The sequence below is a fragment of the Bradyrhizobium sp. Kon10 genome (genome assembly GCF_055807395.1).
Genome location: NZ_JBVVOZ010000002.1, coordinates 155,998 through 171,542 on the forward strand (window position 1 = coordinate 155,998; position 15,545 = coordinate 171,542).

The 15,545-nt window shown below is 64.2% G+C and carries 17 protein-coding genes; 11 read left to right on the plus strand and 6 right to left on the minus strand.

Annotated features, from left to right (window positions below):
• Positions 1-18 precede the first annotated feature (18 nt).
• Positions 19-501 carry a hypothetical protein gene (locus AC0L2O_RS03785; protein ID WP_409191391.1) on the minus strand — a complete coding sequence of 161 codons (483 nt, stop codon included), beginning with the start codon at positions 499-501 and terminating at the stop codon, positions 19-21.
• Here AC0L2O_RS03785 and AC0L2O_RS03790 point away from each other — a divergent pair.
• Entirely contained in the window at positions 500-706 is a 207-nt protein-coding gene (locus tag AC0L2O_RS03790; RefSeq protein WP_473368761.1) for a hypothetical protein, read from the plus strand. The genes AC0L2O_RS03785 and AC0L2O_RS03790 overlap by 2 nt on opposite strands.
• Positions 707-727: 21 nt before the next feature.
• On the opposite strand, the gene AC0L2O_RS03795 is transcribed toward AC0L2O_RS03790, so the two are convergent.
• The 3 genes from AC0L2O_RS03795 to AC0L2O_RS03805 form a co-directional block, all read right to left on the minus strand.
• Positions 728-1,402 (minus strand): dienelactone hydrolase family protein, encoded by a 675-nt coding sequence (locus AC0L2O_RS03795; RefSeq protein WP_473368762.1) that lies wholly within the window; start codon positions 1,400-1,402, stop codon positions 728-730.
• 181 nt (positions 1,403-1,583) lie between these two features.
• Entirely contained in the window at positions 1,584-1,931 is a 348-nt protein-coding gene (locus tag AC0L2O_RS03800) for a hypothetical protein (RefSeq protein ID WP_473368763.1), read from the minus strand.
• A 25-nt stretch (positions 1,932-1,956) separates the two neighbouring features.
• Positions 1,957-2,721: an alpha/beta fold hydrolase gene (locus AC0L2O_RS03805; protein WP_473368764.1), complete on the minus strand. Its 765-nt coding sequence runs from the start codon at positions 2,719-2,721 to the stop codon at positions 1,957-1,959.
• 504 nt (positions 2,722-3,225) lie between these two features.
• Between AC0L2O_RS03805 and AC0L2O_RS03810 the strand changes: the two genes are divergently transcribed.
• The 3 genes from AC0L2O_RS03810 (at position 3,226) to AC0L2O_RS03820 (ending at position 7,519) form a co-directional block, all read left to right on the plus strand.
• Complete coding sequence (locus tag AC0L2O_RS03810) at positions 3,226-3,717, plus strand: (2Fe-2S)-binding protein (RefSeq protein ID WP_369720354.1); 492 nt, start codon at positions 3,226-3,228, stop codon at positions 3,715-3,717.
• Positions 3,714-6,008, plus strand: coding sequence for a xanthine dehydrogenase family protein molybdopterin-binding subunit (locus AC0L2O_RS03815; protein WP_473368765.1), 2,295 nt, complete (start codon positions 3,714-3,716; stop codon positions 6,006-6,008). The genes AC0L2O_RS03810 and AC0L2O_RS03815 overlap by 4 nt, the downstream gene beginning before the upstream one ends.
• Positions 6,009-6,424: 416 nt before the next feature.
• Positions 6,425-7,519 carry an HD-GYP domain-containing protein gene (locus AC0L2O_RS03820; protein WP_473368766.1) on the plus strand — a complete coding sequence of 365 codons (1,095 nt, stop codon included), beginning with the start codon at positions 6,425-6,427 and terminating at the stop codon, positions 7,517-7,519.
• Positions 7,520-7,613: 94 nt separating this feature from the next.
• Here the strand turns inward: AC0L2O_RS03820 and AC0L2O_RS03825 are convergent, their stop codons facing one another.
• Positions 7,614-9,194 carry an AMP-binding protein gene (locus AC0L2O_RS03825; RefSeq protein WP_473368767.1) on the minus strand — a complete coding sequence of 527 codons (1,581 nt, stop codon included), beginning with the start codon at positions 9,192-9,194 and terminating at the stop codon, positions 7,614-7,616.
• 281 nt (positions 9,195-9,475) lie between these two features.
• Here AC0L2O_RS03825 and AC0L2O_RS03830 point away from each other — a divergent pair, with 281 nt between their 5' ends.
• The 4 genes from AC0L2O_RS03830 (at position 9,476) to AC0L2O_RS03845 (ending at position 12,177) form a co-directional block, all read left to right on the plus strand.
• Entirely contained in the window at positions 9,476-10,450 is a 975-nt protein-coding gene (locus AC0L2O_RS03830; protein ID WP_409191398.1) for a Bug family tripartite tricarboxylate transporter substrate binding protein, read from the plus strand.
• A 227-nt stretch (positions 10,451-10,677) separates the two neighbouring features.
• Positions 10,678-11,073: an ArsR/SmtB family transcription factor gene (locus AC0L2O_RS03835; protein WP_409191399.1), complete on the plus strand. Its 396-nt coding sequence runs from the start codon at positions 10,678-10,680 to the stop codon at positions 11,071-11,073.
• On the plus strand, positions 11,040-11,417 hold the full coding sequence (locus AC0L2O_RS03840) for an SRPBCC family protein (protein WP_369726593.1): 378 nt from the start codon (positions 11,040-11,042) through the stop codon (positions 11,415-11,417). Before AC0L2O_RS03835 ends, AC0L2O_RS03840 begins: the two co-directional genes overlap by 34 nt.
• A gap of 22 nt (positions 11,418-11,439) precedes the next feature.
• Entirely contained in the window at positions 11,440-12,177 is a 738-nt protein-coding gene (locus AC0L2O_RS03845; RefSeq protein ID WP_473368768.1) for a DUF899 domain-containing protein, read from the plus strand.
• A gap of 167 nt (positions 12,178-12,344) precedes the next feature.
• On the opposite strand, the gene AC0L2O_RS03850 is transcribed toward AC0L2O_RS03845, so the two are convergent.
• Positions 12,345-13,586: a S1C family serine protease gene (locus tag AC0L2O_RS03850; RefSeq protein WP_473368769.1), complete on the minus strand. Its 1,242-nt coding sequence runs from the start codon at positions 13,584-13,586 to the stop codon at positions 12,345-12,347.
• 202 nt (positions 13,587-13,788) lie between these two features.
• On the opposite strand from AC0L2O_RS03850, the gene AC0L2O_RS03855 reads away from it, so the two are divergent.
• Genes AC0L2O_RS03855 through AC0L2O_RS03865 form a run of 3 tightly spaced genes read left to right on the plus strand, consistent with a single transcriptional unit; the run spans position 13,789 to position 15,537 of the window.
• Complete coding sequence (locus AC0L2O_RS03855) at positions 13,789-14,406, plus strand: hypothetical protein (protein WP_369720362.1); 618 nt, start codon at positions 13,789-13,791, stop codon at positions 14,404-14,406.
• Positions 14,393-14,767 (plus strand): transcriptional regulator, encoded by a 375-nt coding sequence (locus AC0L2O_RS03860; protein WP_369720363.1) that lies wholly within the window; start codon positions 14,393-14,395, stop codon positions 14,765-14,767. The genes AC0L2O_RS03855 and AC0L2O_RS03860 overlap by 14 nt, the downstream gene beginning before the upstream one ends.
• Positions 14,768-14,796: 29 nt before the next feature.
• On the plus strand, positions 14,797-15,537 hold the full coding sequence (locus AC0L2O_RS03865) for a di-trans,poly-cis-decaprenylcistransferase (protein ID WP_473368770.1): 741 nt from the start codon (positions 14,797-14,799) through the stop codon (positions 15,535-15,537).
• Positions 15,538-15,545 lie beyond the last annotated feature (8 nt).

Below are 15,545 nucleotides of genomic sequence, written 5' to 3' on the forward strand. Positions count from 1 at the left end.
CGCTCTCCTCGCGTTGCTTCACCGCCTGAAATCAAGCCTCCCGTTCGGAAAGCATCCGTCGATGCGCGTGCTGTCGACCACGAGGCCGATCCATGGCCGCATGATCGCGGGATTGGTCAGGTTGATATATTTCCCGATCAGGCCATTGCCGCTCTCTCGCGCGGCATCGATCAGTCCGTGCCTTCGGCCGTCGTTCCAATCGAACCGCAGATAGATCCGCTCGCCGACGACGCGGATTTCCGCGCGGCCTGGCTTCCATTGATCCGCTGTATCGCCGGCCATGGTCGGATCGGCGCCGCCGTTCCAGCGGCTGGCCCAGGCGCCTTCGAGCGGATCGGACAGCACCGGAATGTTTGCCCAATGCGCCGCATTGGCATCGGCGGCATCGCCGGCCAGCGTGGCGGTTATGGCATAGTGCATGACTTCGCAATCGCTCGGCGCCGGCACATCCATGGTGCCGAACGGGTTGCGAATGACGATGTTGGTATTGGCCTGCTGCATGACGCTCTCCCGGCGTGAACTGGCTTCATCGGCCAGCTCTATCGCCGTGCGTCATGGTGCCGCCACCCGATTTCTGCTCGTCATTCCGGGGCGCGACGAAGTCGCGAACTATGATGCGCAATTGCGCATCAGAGAATCCATCGCGCCACCAACTCTGCAGCCTGATGGATTCCGGGTCTGCGCCTGTCGGCGCATCCCGGAATGACGGGGTGACTAGTCGCGCGCTTTACTTCGTCAAATGCTTCTTGAAAAACGCCATGCTGCGCGGCCAGGCGACGTCGGCGCTGGTCTTGTCGTAGCTCGCGCGCTCGTCGCAATGGAAGCCGTGCTGGGCACCCGGATAGGTGAAGATCTCCACGTCCGGCCGCTTCGCCTTGACGGTCTCGACGTCGCTCAGGGGAATGCCGGCATCCTTTTCGCCGAAATGCAGTTGCGTCGGAACCTTCGGCGTTTCGTCGGCAAAGCGCACGACTGCGCCGCCATAATAGCCGATCGCCGCCTTCAGGCCCGACAGCCGCGTCGCCGCGACGAAGGCGATGCTGCCGCCCAGGCAAAAGCCGATGATGCCGACGGGACCGACATCCTTCACCGCATCGATCGCCGCCTGGGTGTCGCGCAACATCGCGGCCCAATCCGGATTGGCGACGAACTTTCGTGCCTCCGCGATTTCATCGGCTGAATAGCCCGACTGGAAGCCGGGGGCGGTGCGGTCGAAGATCGACGGCGCGATCGCGACATAGCCTTCGCCGGCGAGGCGATCGCAGACCGAGCGGATGTGGTGATTGACGCCAAAAATTTCCTGGATCACCACCACCGCGCCCTTCGGAGCACCGGCAGGATCGGCGCGATAGGCGCCGAGCTGGAATTGGTCGGAAGCCGTCAGCTTGATGTCTTGTCCCACGCCGGTTGTCCCTTTTGTTGTCGAACTGAATATCCAGCTCCATCTCCTCATCCTGAGGAGCGCGCTCTTCGCGCGCGTCTCGAAGGATAGAGGCCCGTGATGCCGACAGCACGGCCTTCATCCTTCGAGACGCTTGCTTTGCAAGCTCCTCAGGATGAGGAGAGGCCTTGTGCGGCCGCGCTCACTCCCACATCCAGTTCTCGCCGTAATCCTCTTTCCATCCTGCCAGCCGTCCGTGACGGAATTGCAGGAACAGGCGGTGGCGGTAGGGGATCAGTCTGCTGCCGCCGAGGTTGCGAAGAGCGAGGTAGATCTCGTTGCCGGGTCGTCCCCGCACATATTGCAAGGGCTGTCCCAAAGCGCGCGCGGTCTGCTCGGCATCCATGCCGAAAGCGAGCGGCGTGTTGTTCGACAAGGTCGCGACGAAAGGTAGGCGCGGCGGCGTGCCGCCGAACGGCTCCGCTTGCGTCGCGGCTGACGTCGAAAGAAGTGCCGCCATCGCGCCAATGGCCAACATCGCTTGCTTCATCCGCGTTCGTCCTCGTCCCAGCATCCTATCCCGGCAAGTTCTTCAGGAAAGGCACCACGGCGTCAACAAAAGCCTGCGGCTGATCGATGTTGACGGCGTGTCCGGCGGCGGGAATCACGATTTTTTGTGCACCGGGGATTTTAGTCGCCATGTAGTCGGAGGCCGCAAGGAACGGGGTGTCGTCGGCGCCGACCACGATCAGCGACGGCACTTTGATATAGGGCAACAGCTCGATCACGCGCGCATCGCGCTGAGTCAGCATGCCGCGCGCGGCGAGCGCCAATCCGCTGGCATTGCGGTGGCTGGCGGTGGCGCGCTCGCGCGTCGCCGCCTTCAGCACATCGAGGCCTTCGCGATCGAACTTGTCGGCGGTGGCAAGCGCCCGCGCGTTCCAGGCCTCGCGCGCGTCGTTTTTCTTGAAGCCTGGGCCGGTGTCGATGATCAGCAGCGCGCGGGTGGCTTGCGGCTGCGCGCGGTAGAAGGCGAGCGACATGTAACCGCCGAGCGACAGCCCGGCGATGACGGCGCGCTCGGCGCCGGCCGCATCGAGGATCGCCGCCATATCAGCAACTGTATGCGCTTCGCTATAGGCCTTGGGATCATCGGGGTAATCGGATTGGCCGTGACCGCGCATGTCCCACAGGATCAGCTGGTGATCCTTCGCAAGCGCCTCGACCTGCCCATGCCACATCGCCGAGGTCGAGGAATAGCCGTGGGTGAGCAGCAATGGCGGACCATCGCCGTGAACTTCGTAATAGATCCCGACGCCGTCCCGATCGACCCATGGCATTGCATCCGCCCTTCCTTTTTTCTCGCCGCGAAATCAGTGCACCCTCTCCCCTTGTGGGAGAGGGTGGATCGCCGCGCGGCGGCGAGCCGGGTGAGGGGTCTCTCTCCGCGAGTCCGGCTGCTGTTGAATTCGCGGATAGATACCCCTCATCCGGCGCTTCGCGCCACCTTCTCCCACAAGGGGAGAAGGGGCGTTCGCGTCGGCGGTTACCTTCACCTCACTCATCATAATTCAGTCCGCTAAGTTACCTACAAGAAACCGCCTTACAGCGATGATATGCATGCACAACGTGCTTGCTGTTGCGTTCAGTGGCTAAGGTCAGCGCTGTTGTCGCAACGCACAACAAGTACGCGACGTGTTTTGTTTCGATCGGTTCCAAATTGCATTTGCCTCCGCGCGAGAACGCGATCATTCTTGCGCGCAAGTCCGACGCCGGCCCGGTGGGCGTCGGTCACTCAAGTTGCCGCCGTAAGCGGCTTCATGCACCGGCAGGGGAAGACGCCTATGCCAACGCTCACCATCAACGGGCGGAGTCTGTCCGTAGATGCGGCAAACGACACGCCGCTCCTTTGGGCTATCCGCGAACAATTGCAGATGACCGGCACGAAGTTCGGCTGCGGCGCCGGCCTGTGCGGTGCCTGCACCGTGCACGTCAACGGCGAAGCCGTGCGCTCGTGTCAGACCATGATCGGCGATGTCGCCGGCAAGAAGATCACCACCATCGAAGGCCTCTCCGCCAAGGGTGATCACCCGCTCCAGAAGGCGTGGATCGCCGAGCAGGTGCCGCAATGCGGCTACTGCCAGTCCGGGCAGATCATGCAGGCGGCCTCGCTGCTGGCGAAGAACGCCAATCCGACCAAGGAAGAAGTCGTGGCCCATATGGACGGCAATCTCTGCCGTTGCATGACCTATTCGCGGATCCAGAAGGCAATCATGCGCGCCGCAACCGAGATGCGCACTGCATCCGCCGCCGGCAACGAGCGGAGGCCCACATGAACAAGCACGTGAACAACATCACGCCTGAGGCGACCGATCTCAGCCGCCGCTCCTTCCTGGTCGGCACCGCCGCCACCGGCCTTGTGCTCGGCTATGCCGGCGTCCCCGGCGTCGGTGAAGCGCTCGCCGCCGCGCCCGCCAATTTCGAGCCGAGCGTCTGGTATGCGATCGGGCCGGACGGCCTCGTCACCGTGACCTGTGGCAAGGCCGACATGGGCCAGCACATCGCCTCCACCATGGCGCAGATCGTCTGCGAAGAGCTGGGTGCGAAATGGAGCGACATGCGCGTGTCGCTTGCCTCCAACGATCCGAAATTCAACGACCCCGTGCTGGGAGCGCAGATCACCGGCGGAAGCTGGTCGACCATGATGAATTTCGACGCGATGAGCCGGGCCGGTGCGGCCGGGCGCATGGCGCTGACGGAAGCGGCCGCAGCCGCTATGGGCTTGCCGCCTTACTTCAAGGATCAGCTGGTCGTGCGTGAGTCCATGGTCACGCATCCGAAATCGAAGAAGTCGATGTCGTTCGCCGACATCGTCAAGAGCGGCAAGGCGACCAAGAGCTTTACGCCGGACGAGCTCAAGGCGATCAAGCTGAAGACGCCGGATCAATACACCATGATCGGTGTGTCGGTGCCGCAGCTCGACATCCCCTCCAAGACCAACGGCACGGCCAAATACGGCATCGACGTGATGTTGCCGGGCATGGCCTATGGCGCGCTGGTGACGCCGCCGGTGCGCTTTGGCGCCACGGTGAAATCGGTCGACGACAGCGCGGCGAAGAACGTGCCGGGCTTCATCAAGGCCGTCATCCTCGACGACAAGACCCAGACGACCTCCGGCTGGGTCGTTGCGGTGGCTGGCACCTACGCCAATGCCAAGAAGGCGGCTGCGGCGCTCAAGATCAGCTATGACGGCGGTCCGAACGCAAAGGCCTCGAGCCAGTCGCTGCTGGACGAGGCCAAGCGGCTTCAGAAGCTGGACGATTCCGGTCAGTTCTTCGTCAAGGACGGCGATCCCGCGGCAGCGTTCGGTTCGGCCGCAAAGGTGCTGGAAGCGGAGTACACCACCAGCATCAACATCCACGCGCCGATGGAGCCGATGAACGCCACCGCGGAGTTCAAGGGCGACATCCTCCACATCTATTCCGGCAACCAGTTTGCGACGCGCTCGGGTGCGATCGCGGCCGGTGCCGCCGGGATCGATCCGAAGTTCGTGGTGATGCACCAGATGTGGCTCGGCGGCGGCTTCGGCCGCAGGCTCGATGCCGACATGATGGTGCCGGCGGTGCAGGCGGCGAAGGCGGTCGGCAAGCCGGTGAAGGTGATCTATACGCGCGAGAACGACATGACGATGGATTTCTCGCGTCCGCTCACCTATCAAAAGGTCAAGGCCGGCGTGGACGGCGACGGCAAGCTCGTCGCGCTCAGCCACGACGTGGTCTCGGCCTGGCCGACGCAACGCTGGGGCATCCCGGACTTCCTGTCGCCGTCGGTCGACAAGAAGGGCCCGCTCGATGCCTTCACGGTGAACGGGTCGGACTTCTTCTACACCGTGCCCAACCATACTGTGCGGGCGATCAAGAACGAGATGGCGCACAACGCCACCCCGTCCGGTCAGCTCCGTTCGGTGGCGCCGGGCTGGACGTTCTGGGCGGTCGAAAGCATGATCGACGAGATCGCGGTTGCGACCGGCAAGGACCCGGCGCAGTTCCGCATCTCGCTGCTCGACGGCGCCGGCAAGAACGATGGCGGCGCGCAGCGGTTGCGCAACACGCTGCTGGCCGCGATGGGGCTTGCCGGCTACGGCACCAAGCAACTGCCGAAAGGCGAGGGCATGGGCGTTGCCTGCGTCTCGTCGCAGGAACGTGCGACGGCAAGCTGGACCGCCTGCGTCGCGCACGTTGCCGTCGCGCCGTCGGGCGAGGTGACCGTGAAGAAGCTCACGGTCGCAACCGACGTCGGCACGCAAGTGCATCCCGACAACATCCGCGCCCAGGTCGAGGGCGCGGCGATGTGGGGGCTGTCGCTGGCGCTGTACGAGAAGGCGACGTTGAAGGACGGTGGCATCGAGCAGACCAACTTCGACAGCTACACGCCCTTGCGCATGAGCCAGGTGCCCGAGGTCGCGATTGCCGTGATCGCCAATGGCGAAAAGGCCACCGGCGTCGGCGAACCTGCGGTGACGGTGATCGCCCCGGCGATCGGCAACGCCATCTTCAACGCCTCCGGCGCCCGCGTCCGCGCGCTGCCGATCACGGCCGAAGCCGTGAAGGGCGCCATGAAGGCGTAAGGCCGGCTGCGATTGTGACGTGTGATGATCCGCCGGAGGGCCACCTCCGGCGGATTTCGTTTTGGTTCGGCGTCTCTGCGGTCTCGCTGTCATGCCCCGCGAAAGCGGGGCATCCAGTACGCCGCGGCTTCTCGGTTCTAGCCGTGCCGTCCCGGAGTACTGGATCGCCCGGTCAAGCCGGGCGACGACGGTGTGGGTGGAACGCACGGAGCACCTAAATTCCCCTTTGTTATCAACGACCATTCTACTGTGCATGGGGTTGTTTTCGAGTTTTTTTGATGGGACCCGCTGCGGGAGTAGATCCGTAGAATTGAGCGCAAGTCGTCAGGGTTTCCTTGAGCACGCCTCTTAAGGGCCGGAGAACCTGATCCGGCATAGGCTGACGCCCAATACAGTCCCGTGCTTTTGGGGAAGCCATGAACGCCTCAGCCAAACCCGCCGCCAAACGCCGGCTGCTGCTCGCCTCCGACCGGAGCGACGAGAGCACTGAGCTTGCCAGCATCCTGAAGACGGTCGGCGATGTCGCGACGGTCACGACTGACGCCATTCCCGATCAGCCCTCGCGAGAGCTCTCCGGCCTCGTGGTCGACATCAACCTGCGCTCGCCCGAGAGCGTGCAGCGGGTGCGCAACAAGCTGCGCGGCGATGCCTATCGTTCGATGCCGCGGCTGTTCGTGCTCGCCGACGCGCTTCATCACGGCACCATGCAGGCCTGGGCGCTGGGCGCCACCGACACCATCTCGCGGCCGCTCCAGGCCGAGGCGATTCTGCAGCGTATCCGTGCTGCGTTTCCCGACACGGCGACCTATGACGCGACCGATCGCGGCAAGACGCTCAACCGCGGCGTCGAAGCGGCGCATGCGGTGCTCAAGAAGATGTTCGAGAAGCTGCCGCTCGGCGTGCCTCTGACTTTCGATGACGTGATCGCCGCCGAGAGCAAGATCTTGAAGGCGATCAAGCATTCGTCGCTGCGCGAATGGCTCACCGCCGTCGGCTGCCACCATGTCGGCAGCTATCGTCACTGCCTGTTCGTCACCGGCTTTGCGGTCTCCTTCGCTCAGCATCTCGGCATGCGCGAGGACGACCAGCGCCGGCTGACCCGCGCCGCGCTGTTGCACGACGTCGGCAAGGCCTTTGTCCCCTCCGCGCTGCTCGACAAGCCGGGCAAGCTCAGCGACGAGGAGATGGACGAGGTCCGCCAGCATCCGCGCCGCGGCTATGACGCGCTCGCAGCCCAGGGCGGCTTCCCACCGGAGATGCTGGACGTGGTTCTGCACCACCACGAATTTCTCGACGGCTCCGGCTATCCCAACGGGCTCTCGTCGAACCAGATCAGCGATATCGTGCGGGTCACCACCATCGTCGACATCTACGCCGCGCTGGTGGAGAAGCGCGCCTATCGCATGCCCTTCACCCACTCCCGCGCCTTCACGATGATGGAAGGCATGGGCGCCAAGCTCGACCAGCAGCTGTTGCAGGCGTTCCGCCCCGTGGCGCTGGGATCGTTTTGATGTAGGAGTCATTCCGGGGCGCGCGGAAAGCGAGAACCCGGAATCTCGAGGTTCCGCGTTCGGTGCTTCGCGCCGCCCCGGAACGACAGAATACTCACCCCAGCATCTTTCGCAGCTCCGCCTTCGCCACCTTCTCCAGCGTGGATCGCGGCATATCGTCGACCAACCTGATCTCGCGCGGCACCTTGAAGTCGGCGAGGCCTTTGCGGCAGGCCGCCATCACGCGATCATGCAGATCGGGCGCTGCGCCCGCGACGCCGTCGTGCGGGATGATGAAGACGACCGGGACCTCGTCCAGCATCGGATGCTTCTTCGCCACCACGGCGGCCTCGCGCACGCCGGGAACGACCGCGATGACCTGCTCGATCTCTGAGGCCGCGACGTTCTCGCCGCCGACCTTCAGCATGTCCTTGGCGCGGTCACCGAACCTGATGAAGCCGTTCTCCAGCAGCGTGACGCGGTCGCCGGTGACAAAGAAGCCGTGCTCGTCAAAGCTCTCGCGCGTCGCCGTTTCGTTGTGCAGATACTCGGCGAACAGCGACAGGCCGGGAATGCCCTTGATCGCGAGATTTCCGGTGTCGCCGATTGCGGTCGGCCGGCCGTCATCATCGGTGATGCGGATTTGATATTCCGGCGCGGCGCGGCCGATCGACATCGGGATGTTGGGCTGGTCGACCTCGCCGATGATGCCGTGTGTGATGGTCTCGGTCATGCCCCACCAGCCGATGATCTTGACGCCGAAGGCAGCGAACCCCGGCGGCTCGTTGACGGCCGTGCCCCACAGGCGGAATTTGTGGTCCGTCGGGATCTCCTGCTCGAGCAGCGCCTTCATGCAGAACGGAATGGTCGAGGTCCAGGTCGCGCCGTGCTCGCGCGCCACGCGCCAGAACCGGCTTGCGGAGAAGCGCGGCTGGATCACGCAAGTGGCGCCGACCCACAGCGTCGCCAGCATGGAATAGGCCAGCGCATTGGTGTGGAACAGCGGCAGATAGGTCTGGTGCACATCGCCCGCGTGCAGATCCTCGTGCGCGGCGTTGACCTTGGCGCCCCACAACGCGTTGGCGTGGGTCCAGAGCACTGCTTTCGGCCGCGATGTCGTGCCCGAGGTGTATTGCACGCTGCATGGCGCGAGCGGGTCGGTGGCGCGCCGCGGCCGGTCGGCGCTGTCGGCAAACAGAGCGTCGAAGCTGTCGCCGTGCGCGACCGTTTGCGCAGGCGCTGCGCCCGCGTCATGCGCGGTCACCGCCATCCAGCGCAAATTGCGGCAGTGTGTTGCGACGATCTCGGCATAGGCCGGCTGGGTGATCGCGGCGACCGCACCACAATGATCCGCAAAATACGCCATCTCGGCGGGCGCCGAGCGCGTGTTGGTGGTCACCGCGACGGCGCCGAGTTCGACGCAGGCAAACCAGGCCAGCATCGCCTCGATGCAATTGTCCAGATGAATGAGCACGTACTCGCCGGGCTTGACGCCGCGTCTGGCGAGCCCTGCTGCCAGAGCGCCGACCCGGTCGTGAAACTCGCCATAGCTCCAGCGTCGCGCCGGTGCGTCGAACGGCGCCCAGACCAGGAACGGATGTGAGCTGCGCATTTCGGCGCGCATCTTGAGCAGCCAGGGCACGTCGAGCCCTGCGAACGGGCCTACGATTCCGGTCGGGGTTTGCGAATTCGGCATCTGTCCTCCCGTGCAGCCTGTTTCGCGGGGGCCGCTTTCGTTATCGGGAGTCTTTCTGCCACCGGACGGCGCGGGGAGCAAATGCTCTCACCGCGCCTCAGTCCTGGTACGACGAAATCTCGATCGGGCTGCCGTACGGGTCCGGCTGACCGTCATGCTTTATCCTTTCGTCGCCATGTTCGTTGCGGACTTTCCGCGTGCGGTCCGCCTTGTTACAAGCCGCGGACGCCACCTTCCGGCTATCCGGCTTTCAAGAACAACAATTCGGGAGAACCCTTGAGATGATCAACCGCCGTACCGCGCTGAGCCTGCTCGCCGCCACTCCGCTCGCAGCCTCGCCGCTGTCGAAGGCCTTTGCCGCGGATTATCCGACCCGGCCGGTGAAGTTCGTCGTCGGCTATCCGCCGGGCGGTGCCACCGATATTCTGGCGCGGCTGATCGGCCAGCGGCTGTCGGAACGGCTCGGCCAGCAATTCGTGATCGAGAACAAGCCGGGCGCCGGCAACAATATCGGCACCGAATCCGTCGTCAACGCCGAGCCCGACGGCTACACGGTGTTGCTGGTCAATCCGGCCAATTACATCAACGCCACGCTCTACACCAACCTCAAATTCAACTTCGTCCGCGACATCGCGCCGATCGCCTCGTTCCAGCGCGTGCCGAACGTGATGACCGTCAATAACGACGTGCCGGCGAAGACCGTCGCCGAGTTCATCGACTACGTGAAGGCCAATCCCGGCAAGGTGAACATGGCCTCGTCCGGCAACGGCACCTCGGTGCATCTGTCCGGCGAGATGTTCATGGCAATGACCGGCTGCAAGATGCAGCACGTGCCCTATCGCGGTGCGGCGCCCGCGATCACCGACATGCTCGGCGGCCAGGTGCAGGTCATCTTCGACAACATGCCCTCGATCATCCAGCACATCCGTTCCGGCTCGCTGCGCGCGCTCGGCGTCACCACGGCGCAACGCTCGCCGCAACTGCCCGACGTGCCTGCCATCGGTGAGACCGTAAAGGACTATGAGGCGAGCGCATTGTTCGGCATGGGTGCGCCGAAGAACATGCCCAAGGACATGATCGCCAGGCTCAACAACGAGATCAACACGCTCATGAAGGACCCCGACATGACCAAGCGCCTGGTCGAGCTCGGCGGCGATCCGCTGGTGCAGACACCGGAGGCGTTCGGCGAGGACATCAAGGCCGAGACCGAGAAGTGGAAGAAGGTCGTGGAGTTCGCCGGCCTCAAGGTCGAGTAGCGATGGTGTGATGACCGGGAACGAAGCCCTGCCGCATGGCAGGGCTTTTTTCTTGCGCCCCCGCTCCACACTGATCGTCGGCTGATCACGCGGTCGTGCAAACCTGCGCCTGCGGTTTTCTGCTTGACGTTCCCGCCTTCGAGCTTATACTAAACCTTATGGTTAAGTATAAAGACGAGACGCTGGACCGGACTTTCGCGGCGCTGTCTGACGCGACGAGGCGTGCAATGCTTGCACGGCTCGGCGAGCAGGAAAGCCTCTCGGTGAGCGAGCTGGCAGCGCCGTTCCCGATCTCGCTGCCCGCGATCATGAAGCATCTCGATGTGCTCACGGATGCCGGCCTGATCGTGCGGGAGAAGACCGGGCGCACGGTCGCCTGCCGGCTCACCGCGCGACCGATGGAGCAGGCAATGAACTGGCTCAATCGCTATGCGCAATTTTGGTCCGACAATTTCGACCGCCTCGCCGCTTTTGTGGAGAAAGACCCATGGCCAACGCAGCCCTCAACACCGATCCGCGCAGCGCCGAACGCCCAGCCGAACGTCCAAGCCTCACGCTCACGCGCCGGCTCCGCGCGCGGCCGGAAAAAATCTACGCCGCCTGGACGCAAGCCGAGCATCTAGCGCAGTGGTTCGGCCCACCGAACATGAAGCCGGCATCGCTTGAGGCCGAGCTCGATGTGCGCACGGGCGGCCGCTACCGCATCAGCTTCACCCGTGACGACGGCGAATATTTCCAGGCCGGCGGGAGCTACCGCGAGGTCGTGCCGAACGAGCGGCTCGTCTTCACCTGGGCCTGGCACTCGACGCCGGAACGGGAATCGCTGGTGACGATCACGCTGAAGCCGGACAGTGCCGGCACCTTGATGATCTTCCATCACGCCCAGTTCTTCGACGAGACCGCGCGCGACAATCATCAGCGCGGCTGGAGCTCGTTCTTCGACAAGCTCGAGGCCTTCGTCGCCTGATCCCTGCCAACAGGAGGACACGATGCTGCAACATCAGATCGTCTCGCGCGAGCAATGGCTCATAGCCCGCAAAGCGCATCTGGCGCACGAGAAGGAGCTCTCCCAGGCGCGCGAGCGCCTCGTCGCGGAGCGCCGCGCGTTGCCTTGGGTGAAGGTCGACAAGAATTATGTGTTCGACGGGCCGAACGGCAAGGTTACGCTCGGCGATCTCTTCAAGGGCCGCCCGCAGCTGGTGGTCCAGCATGTGATGTTCACGCCCGACTGGGAGGCGGCCTGCAAGAGCTGCTCGTTCTGGGTCGACGGCTTCGACCGTATGGTGCCGCATCTGGCCGCGCGCGACACCAGCATGGTCGCCATCTCGCTGGCGCCGGTCACGAAGCTCGAAGCTTTCAAGGCGCGAATGGGCTGGAGCTTCGACTGGGTCTCCTCAGGCCACAACGGCTTCAACTACGACTACGAAGTCTCGTTCACGCAGGCGCAGATCGACAAGGGCGTGCCGAGATACAATTTCGGCGCCACGCCCTTCTATGGCCCCGAGCTGCCGGGCATCAGCGTGTTCTATCGCACTGAGGCCGGCGAAATCTTTCACACCTATTCCTGCTTTGCCCGGGGCATCGACATGATGAACGCCGCCTATCAATATCTCGACCTCACGCCGCTCGGTCGTCACGAGGACGGTTTGCCCTATCCGATGGACTGGGTCCGCCTGCGCGACGAGTACCAGCCGCAGGCAGCGAAGGGGGCGTGCTGCCACGGGTGAGCTGTTGGGTACGCTGGGTCTATACGCACGCTGTCATCGCCCGACTTGATCGGGCGATCCAGTACTCTGGAAAGCAGTGATGGAATCGAGAAGCCGCGGCGTACTGGATTCCCCGCCTTCGCGGGGAATGACGGGGACGCGCGGCAGCGTGCCTCAATCCGCTTCAACTACCGCTTGGCGTCGGCCTGCTCCGTTCCGTTGCACGAGATCAGCATCGTATAGGCGCGGGCGTTGCCGGCGATGTCGGTGGTCTTGAGCTCGCCTTTCGGCTCGGAGGTCTGATAGGGCACCACGGAATTGTCGAGGAAGTCGCGCAGCGCGCCGGTCTTGATCGCGAAGTTGATGTTTTCGGGGATGTTGCCGGTTGCCGCGGCGATCCGGAGCCCGTCCAGCTTTCCCGTAACCACGCCCACGATCTGCCCGGTGGTGTCGAACAGCGGGCCTCCGCTGTTGCCAGGCTGTACCGGCGCGCTGATCTGCAGGAAGCGCGAATCGTTGCGCGTGCCGCTGAGCGAGCTCACGATTCCGGTCGTCACGGTGAAGTCCGACGTCAGCATCCCGTGGTAGGGAAAACCGATCGCCACGACCGAATCACCGGAACGGATCGAGCGATCGCGGATCCGGGCAAACTCCTTGAATGTCGCCGTCGACGGCGCCTGCAACAAAGCGAGATCGTTGTTTGCGTCGCTCGACACCACGCGCAACACCATCGCGGCCTCGCCGGTGAGGTTGCCCTTGAGTTCGCTGCAGCCGTCGATCACATGGTTGTTGGTGACGATGTGCCCGTTGGCGCTGATCACGAAACCGGTGCCGCTCTTGGACTTGGCGGGCTTGCTCGCCGGCGGCGTGGCCGGCTTGTCCGCATTGGCTACCGGCTTCGCCGCGCCTTTGGTAAAATCGCCGGCCTTGTCGAGCCCGTCGGCTTTCACCTTGGTCACGCAATTTGCCAATGCGGCGATCACCGGCCCGGTCGAGGTCAGATCGAAATTCAGAACCGCGCGGCCGGCGGTCGCCACCATCAGGCTCGCCTTCTGGAAGGTACGCACAACATTGAGCGGCATGATGGCCGTGAGCATGTTGGATTGGTACGCCGTGGCGAACAGCCTGGCTTGCTCCTGCCCGTCAAAGGTCACGTCGATCGCGGCGTTCTCGCCCTTGTTGAAGCGGTAGCTGGGACTCGCAAAGGCAAGCGACCATGTGCCGGCGGAATTTTGGCTCACGACGAGGATGACGCCGTTCGCGTAGGGCGTCGTCGCGGCGCAATGGGAAAAGGCGCCGGTCTGATCGTTGCTAAAGGCTCCGCCGATCCAGTTCCCGACATTGACGGTGCCGAACGGTCCGGCCGCATTTGCCGCTCCGACCAGACCGAGCTGCAAAAGAAACGCAATGACAAACGACCTAAGCCACATAACTTTCCCCCGGGAACGCCTTCGGCGCCATCTTATCTGCGCAAGCGGGCATCGCGCAACCGGCAGTTGTCCGGGCTGGAGCCTACGTCCACGTGCCGACATTCCGGCTTGCCTTTACTTTGTAAGACGGTATACTTTGCGATACAAAGTGACTGGACGAGCCGGTCCGAGAGTTTGGGTGGAGCGAGGTTTGGCGTTGCCGATGCGTGATCTCGACAAAGCGCTGGCCGACATCGTGGCGATCCGCAGCCAGATTGCCGCCGGTACGGCGTTCCGCGGTTACGGCCCGGCGACCATGGCTGCGACCGGCGGCGTTGCGCTTGTTACCGCGATCCTGCAATTCTGGCTGCTCGACGATCCCACAGGCGCGCCGCTCGGCTTCTTTCTCGGCTGGCTCATCGCCGCTGCGTTGTCCGGCCTGATGATCTGGGTCGAGATGCGCGCGCGCTCGCGCCGGCATCATTCGGGCCTTGCCGACGCCATGATCCACCAGGCTGTCGAGCAATTTCTGCCTGCGGGCGTGGCCGGCGTGCTGCTTGCGGTGGTGATGTGGAAGTTCGCGGCCGAGACGCTGTGGCTCCTGCCGGGACTGTGGCAGATCCTGGTGTCGCTCGGCATTTTTGCGTCCGTGCGCTCGTTGCCGCGCAGCGTGGCGTTTGCCGGGGCTTGGTACTTCGTCTCGGGCTTTGCGGTGGTTGTGCTGGCGAGCGGAACCCACACGCTGTCGCCGTGGACCATGGGGCTGCCCTTCGTGATCGGCCAGTCGATAATGACGGCCATTTTGTATTTCGCGTCCGGAGACAATGATGTCGAAGACTGACAGCGCGCCTTTCTCTTACGAAGGGCTCGACCGCGTGATCCACGAGAAGGCGAGGCTTGGGCTGCTGACTTCGCTGATGGCCCATCCCAAGGGATTGGCGTTCGCCGATCTCAAGCAGCTCTGCGGCCTGACCGACGGCAATCTCAGCCGGCATCTGGCCGTGCTCCAGGAGGCCGGCCTCGTCGAGCTGACCAAGGGCTACGAGGGCAACCGCCCGCACACCAGCTGCCGCCTGACCAAGAGCGGCCGCCGCCGCTTCCTCGACTATCTCGCGGTGCTCGAGCGGCTGGTGCGCGACGCCGCCAAGGCCGCCGGCCGCGAGGCGCCGTCGCCCGGACGGCTCGGCATCGTTTCAACCTGATCTCCCCCATTTTGACTGGAGGCTTTGCAATGCAAAGTGAAATCACGCCCCCTAACGAGAAGCTTCACGTCGGCATCATCATGGACGGCAATGGCCGCTGGGCAACGCGGCGCGGCCTGTCGCGCGTGCGTGGCCACGAGGCCGGCGTCGAGGCGATCCGTCGCATCGTCGAGGCCGCACCCAAGCAGGGTATCGGCACGCTGACGCTGTACGCGTTCTCGACCGACAATTGGCGCAGGCCCAAGGCCGAAGTCGCAGCCCTGATGACGCTGTTGCGCTTCTACCTCGCCAACGAGGTGCAAAGCCTGGTCAAGAACGGCGTGCGGCTCTCCGTGATCGGCCGCCGTGACCGCCTGCCGGACGGCATCGCCAATGCCATCGCGCGTGCGGAGCACTCAACCGCGCACGGCACCACGCTGCACCTGCGCATCGCCGTCGACTATTCAGCGCGCGATGCCATTCTCAACGCCGCGGCCAAGGCGGCCGCGCTCACGAGCCTCACCCGCGAGGCGTTCTCGCAGCTCGTCACCGGCGAGCCTGGTTTGCGCGATGCCGATCTGATCATCCGCACCAGCGGCGAGAAGCGGCTGTCGGACTTCCTGCTCTGGGAAGGCGCTTATGCCGAGCTGCATTTCACCGAGCGGATGTGGCCCGAATTCGAGACGGCCGACCTTGCCGAAGCCCTGGCATGCTTCCACGGCCGCGAGCGGCGCTTCGGCGGTCTTCAGGCGATCATGCCCGAGGAGGTGCCTGCTCTCTCGCGGGCGTGACGCGCGGT

Excerpts from the sequence above, each read along its gene's own strand:
- AC0L2O_RS03810 (WP_369720354.1), top strand. The coding sequence starts at position 3,226 with ATGCCAACGCTCACCATCAACGGGCGGAGTCTGTCCGTAGATGCGGCA.
- AC0L2O_RS03790 (WP_473368761.1), top strand. The coding sequence starts at position 500 with ATGACGCTCTCCCGGCGTGAACTGGCTTCATCGGCCAGCTCTATCGCC.
- AC0L2O_RS03830 (WP_409191398.1), top strand. The coding sequence starts at position 9,476 with ATGATCAACCGCCGTACCGCGCTGAGCCTGCTCGCCGCCACTCCGCTC.
- AC0L2O_RS03785 (WP_409191391.1), bottom strand. The coding sequence starts at position 501 with ATGCAGCAGGCCAATACCAACATCGTCATTCGCAACCCGTTCGGCACC.
- AC0L2O_RS03855 (WP_369720362.1), top strand. The coding sequence starts at position 13,789 with ATGCGTGATCTCGACAAAGCGCTGGCCGACATCGTGGCGATCCGCAGC.
- AC0L2O_RS03860 (WP_369720363.1), top strand. The coding sequence starts at position 14,393 with ATGTCGAAGACTGACAGCGCGCCTTTCTCTTACGAAGGGCTCGACCGC.
- AC0L2O_RS03800 (WP_473368763.1), bottom strand. The coding sequence starts at position 1,931 with ATGAAGCAAGCGATGTTGGCCATTGGCGCGATGGCGGCACTTCTTTCG.
- AC0L2O_RS03865 (WP_473368770.1), top strand. The coding sequence starts at position 14,797 with ATGCAAAGTGAAATCACGCCCCCTAACGAGAAGCTTCACGTCGGCATC.
- AC0L2O_RS03815 (WP_473368765.1), top strand. The coding sequence starts at position 3,714 with ATGAACAAGCACGTGAACAACATCACGCCTGAGGCGACCGATCTCAGC.
- AC0L2O_RS03820 (WP_473368766.1), top strand. The coding sequence starts at position 6,425 with ATGAACGCCTCAGCCAAACCCGCCGCCAAACGCCGGCTGCTGCTCGCC.
- AC0L2O_RS03825 (WP_473368767.1), bottom strand. The coding sequence starts at position 9,194 with ATGCCGAATTCGCAAACCCCGACCGGAATCGTAGGCCCGTTCGCAGGG.
- AC0L2O_RS03805 (WP_473368764.1), bottom strand. The coding sequence starts at position 2,721 with ATGCCATGGGTCGATCGGGACGGCGTCGGGATCTATTACGAAGTTCAC.
- AC0L2O_RS03845 (WP_473368768.1), top strand. The coding sequence starts at position 11,440 with ATGCTGCAACATCAGATCGTCTCGCGCGAGCAATGGCTCATAGCCCGC.
- AC0L2O_RS03850 (WP_473368769.1), bottom strand. The coding sequence starts at position 13,586 with ATGTGGCTTAGGTCGTTTGTCATTGCGTTTCTTTTGCAGCTCGGTCTG.
- AC0L2O_RS03835 (WP_409191399.1), top strand. The coding sequence starts at position 10,678 with ATGCTTGCACGGCTCGGCGAGCAGGAAAGCCTCTCGGTGAGCGAGCTG.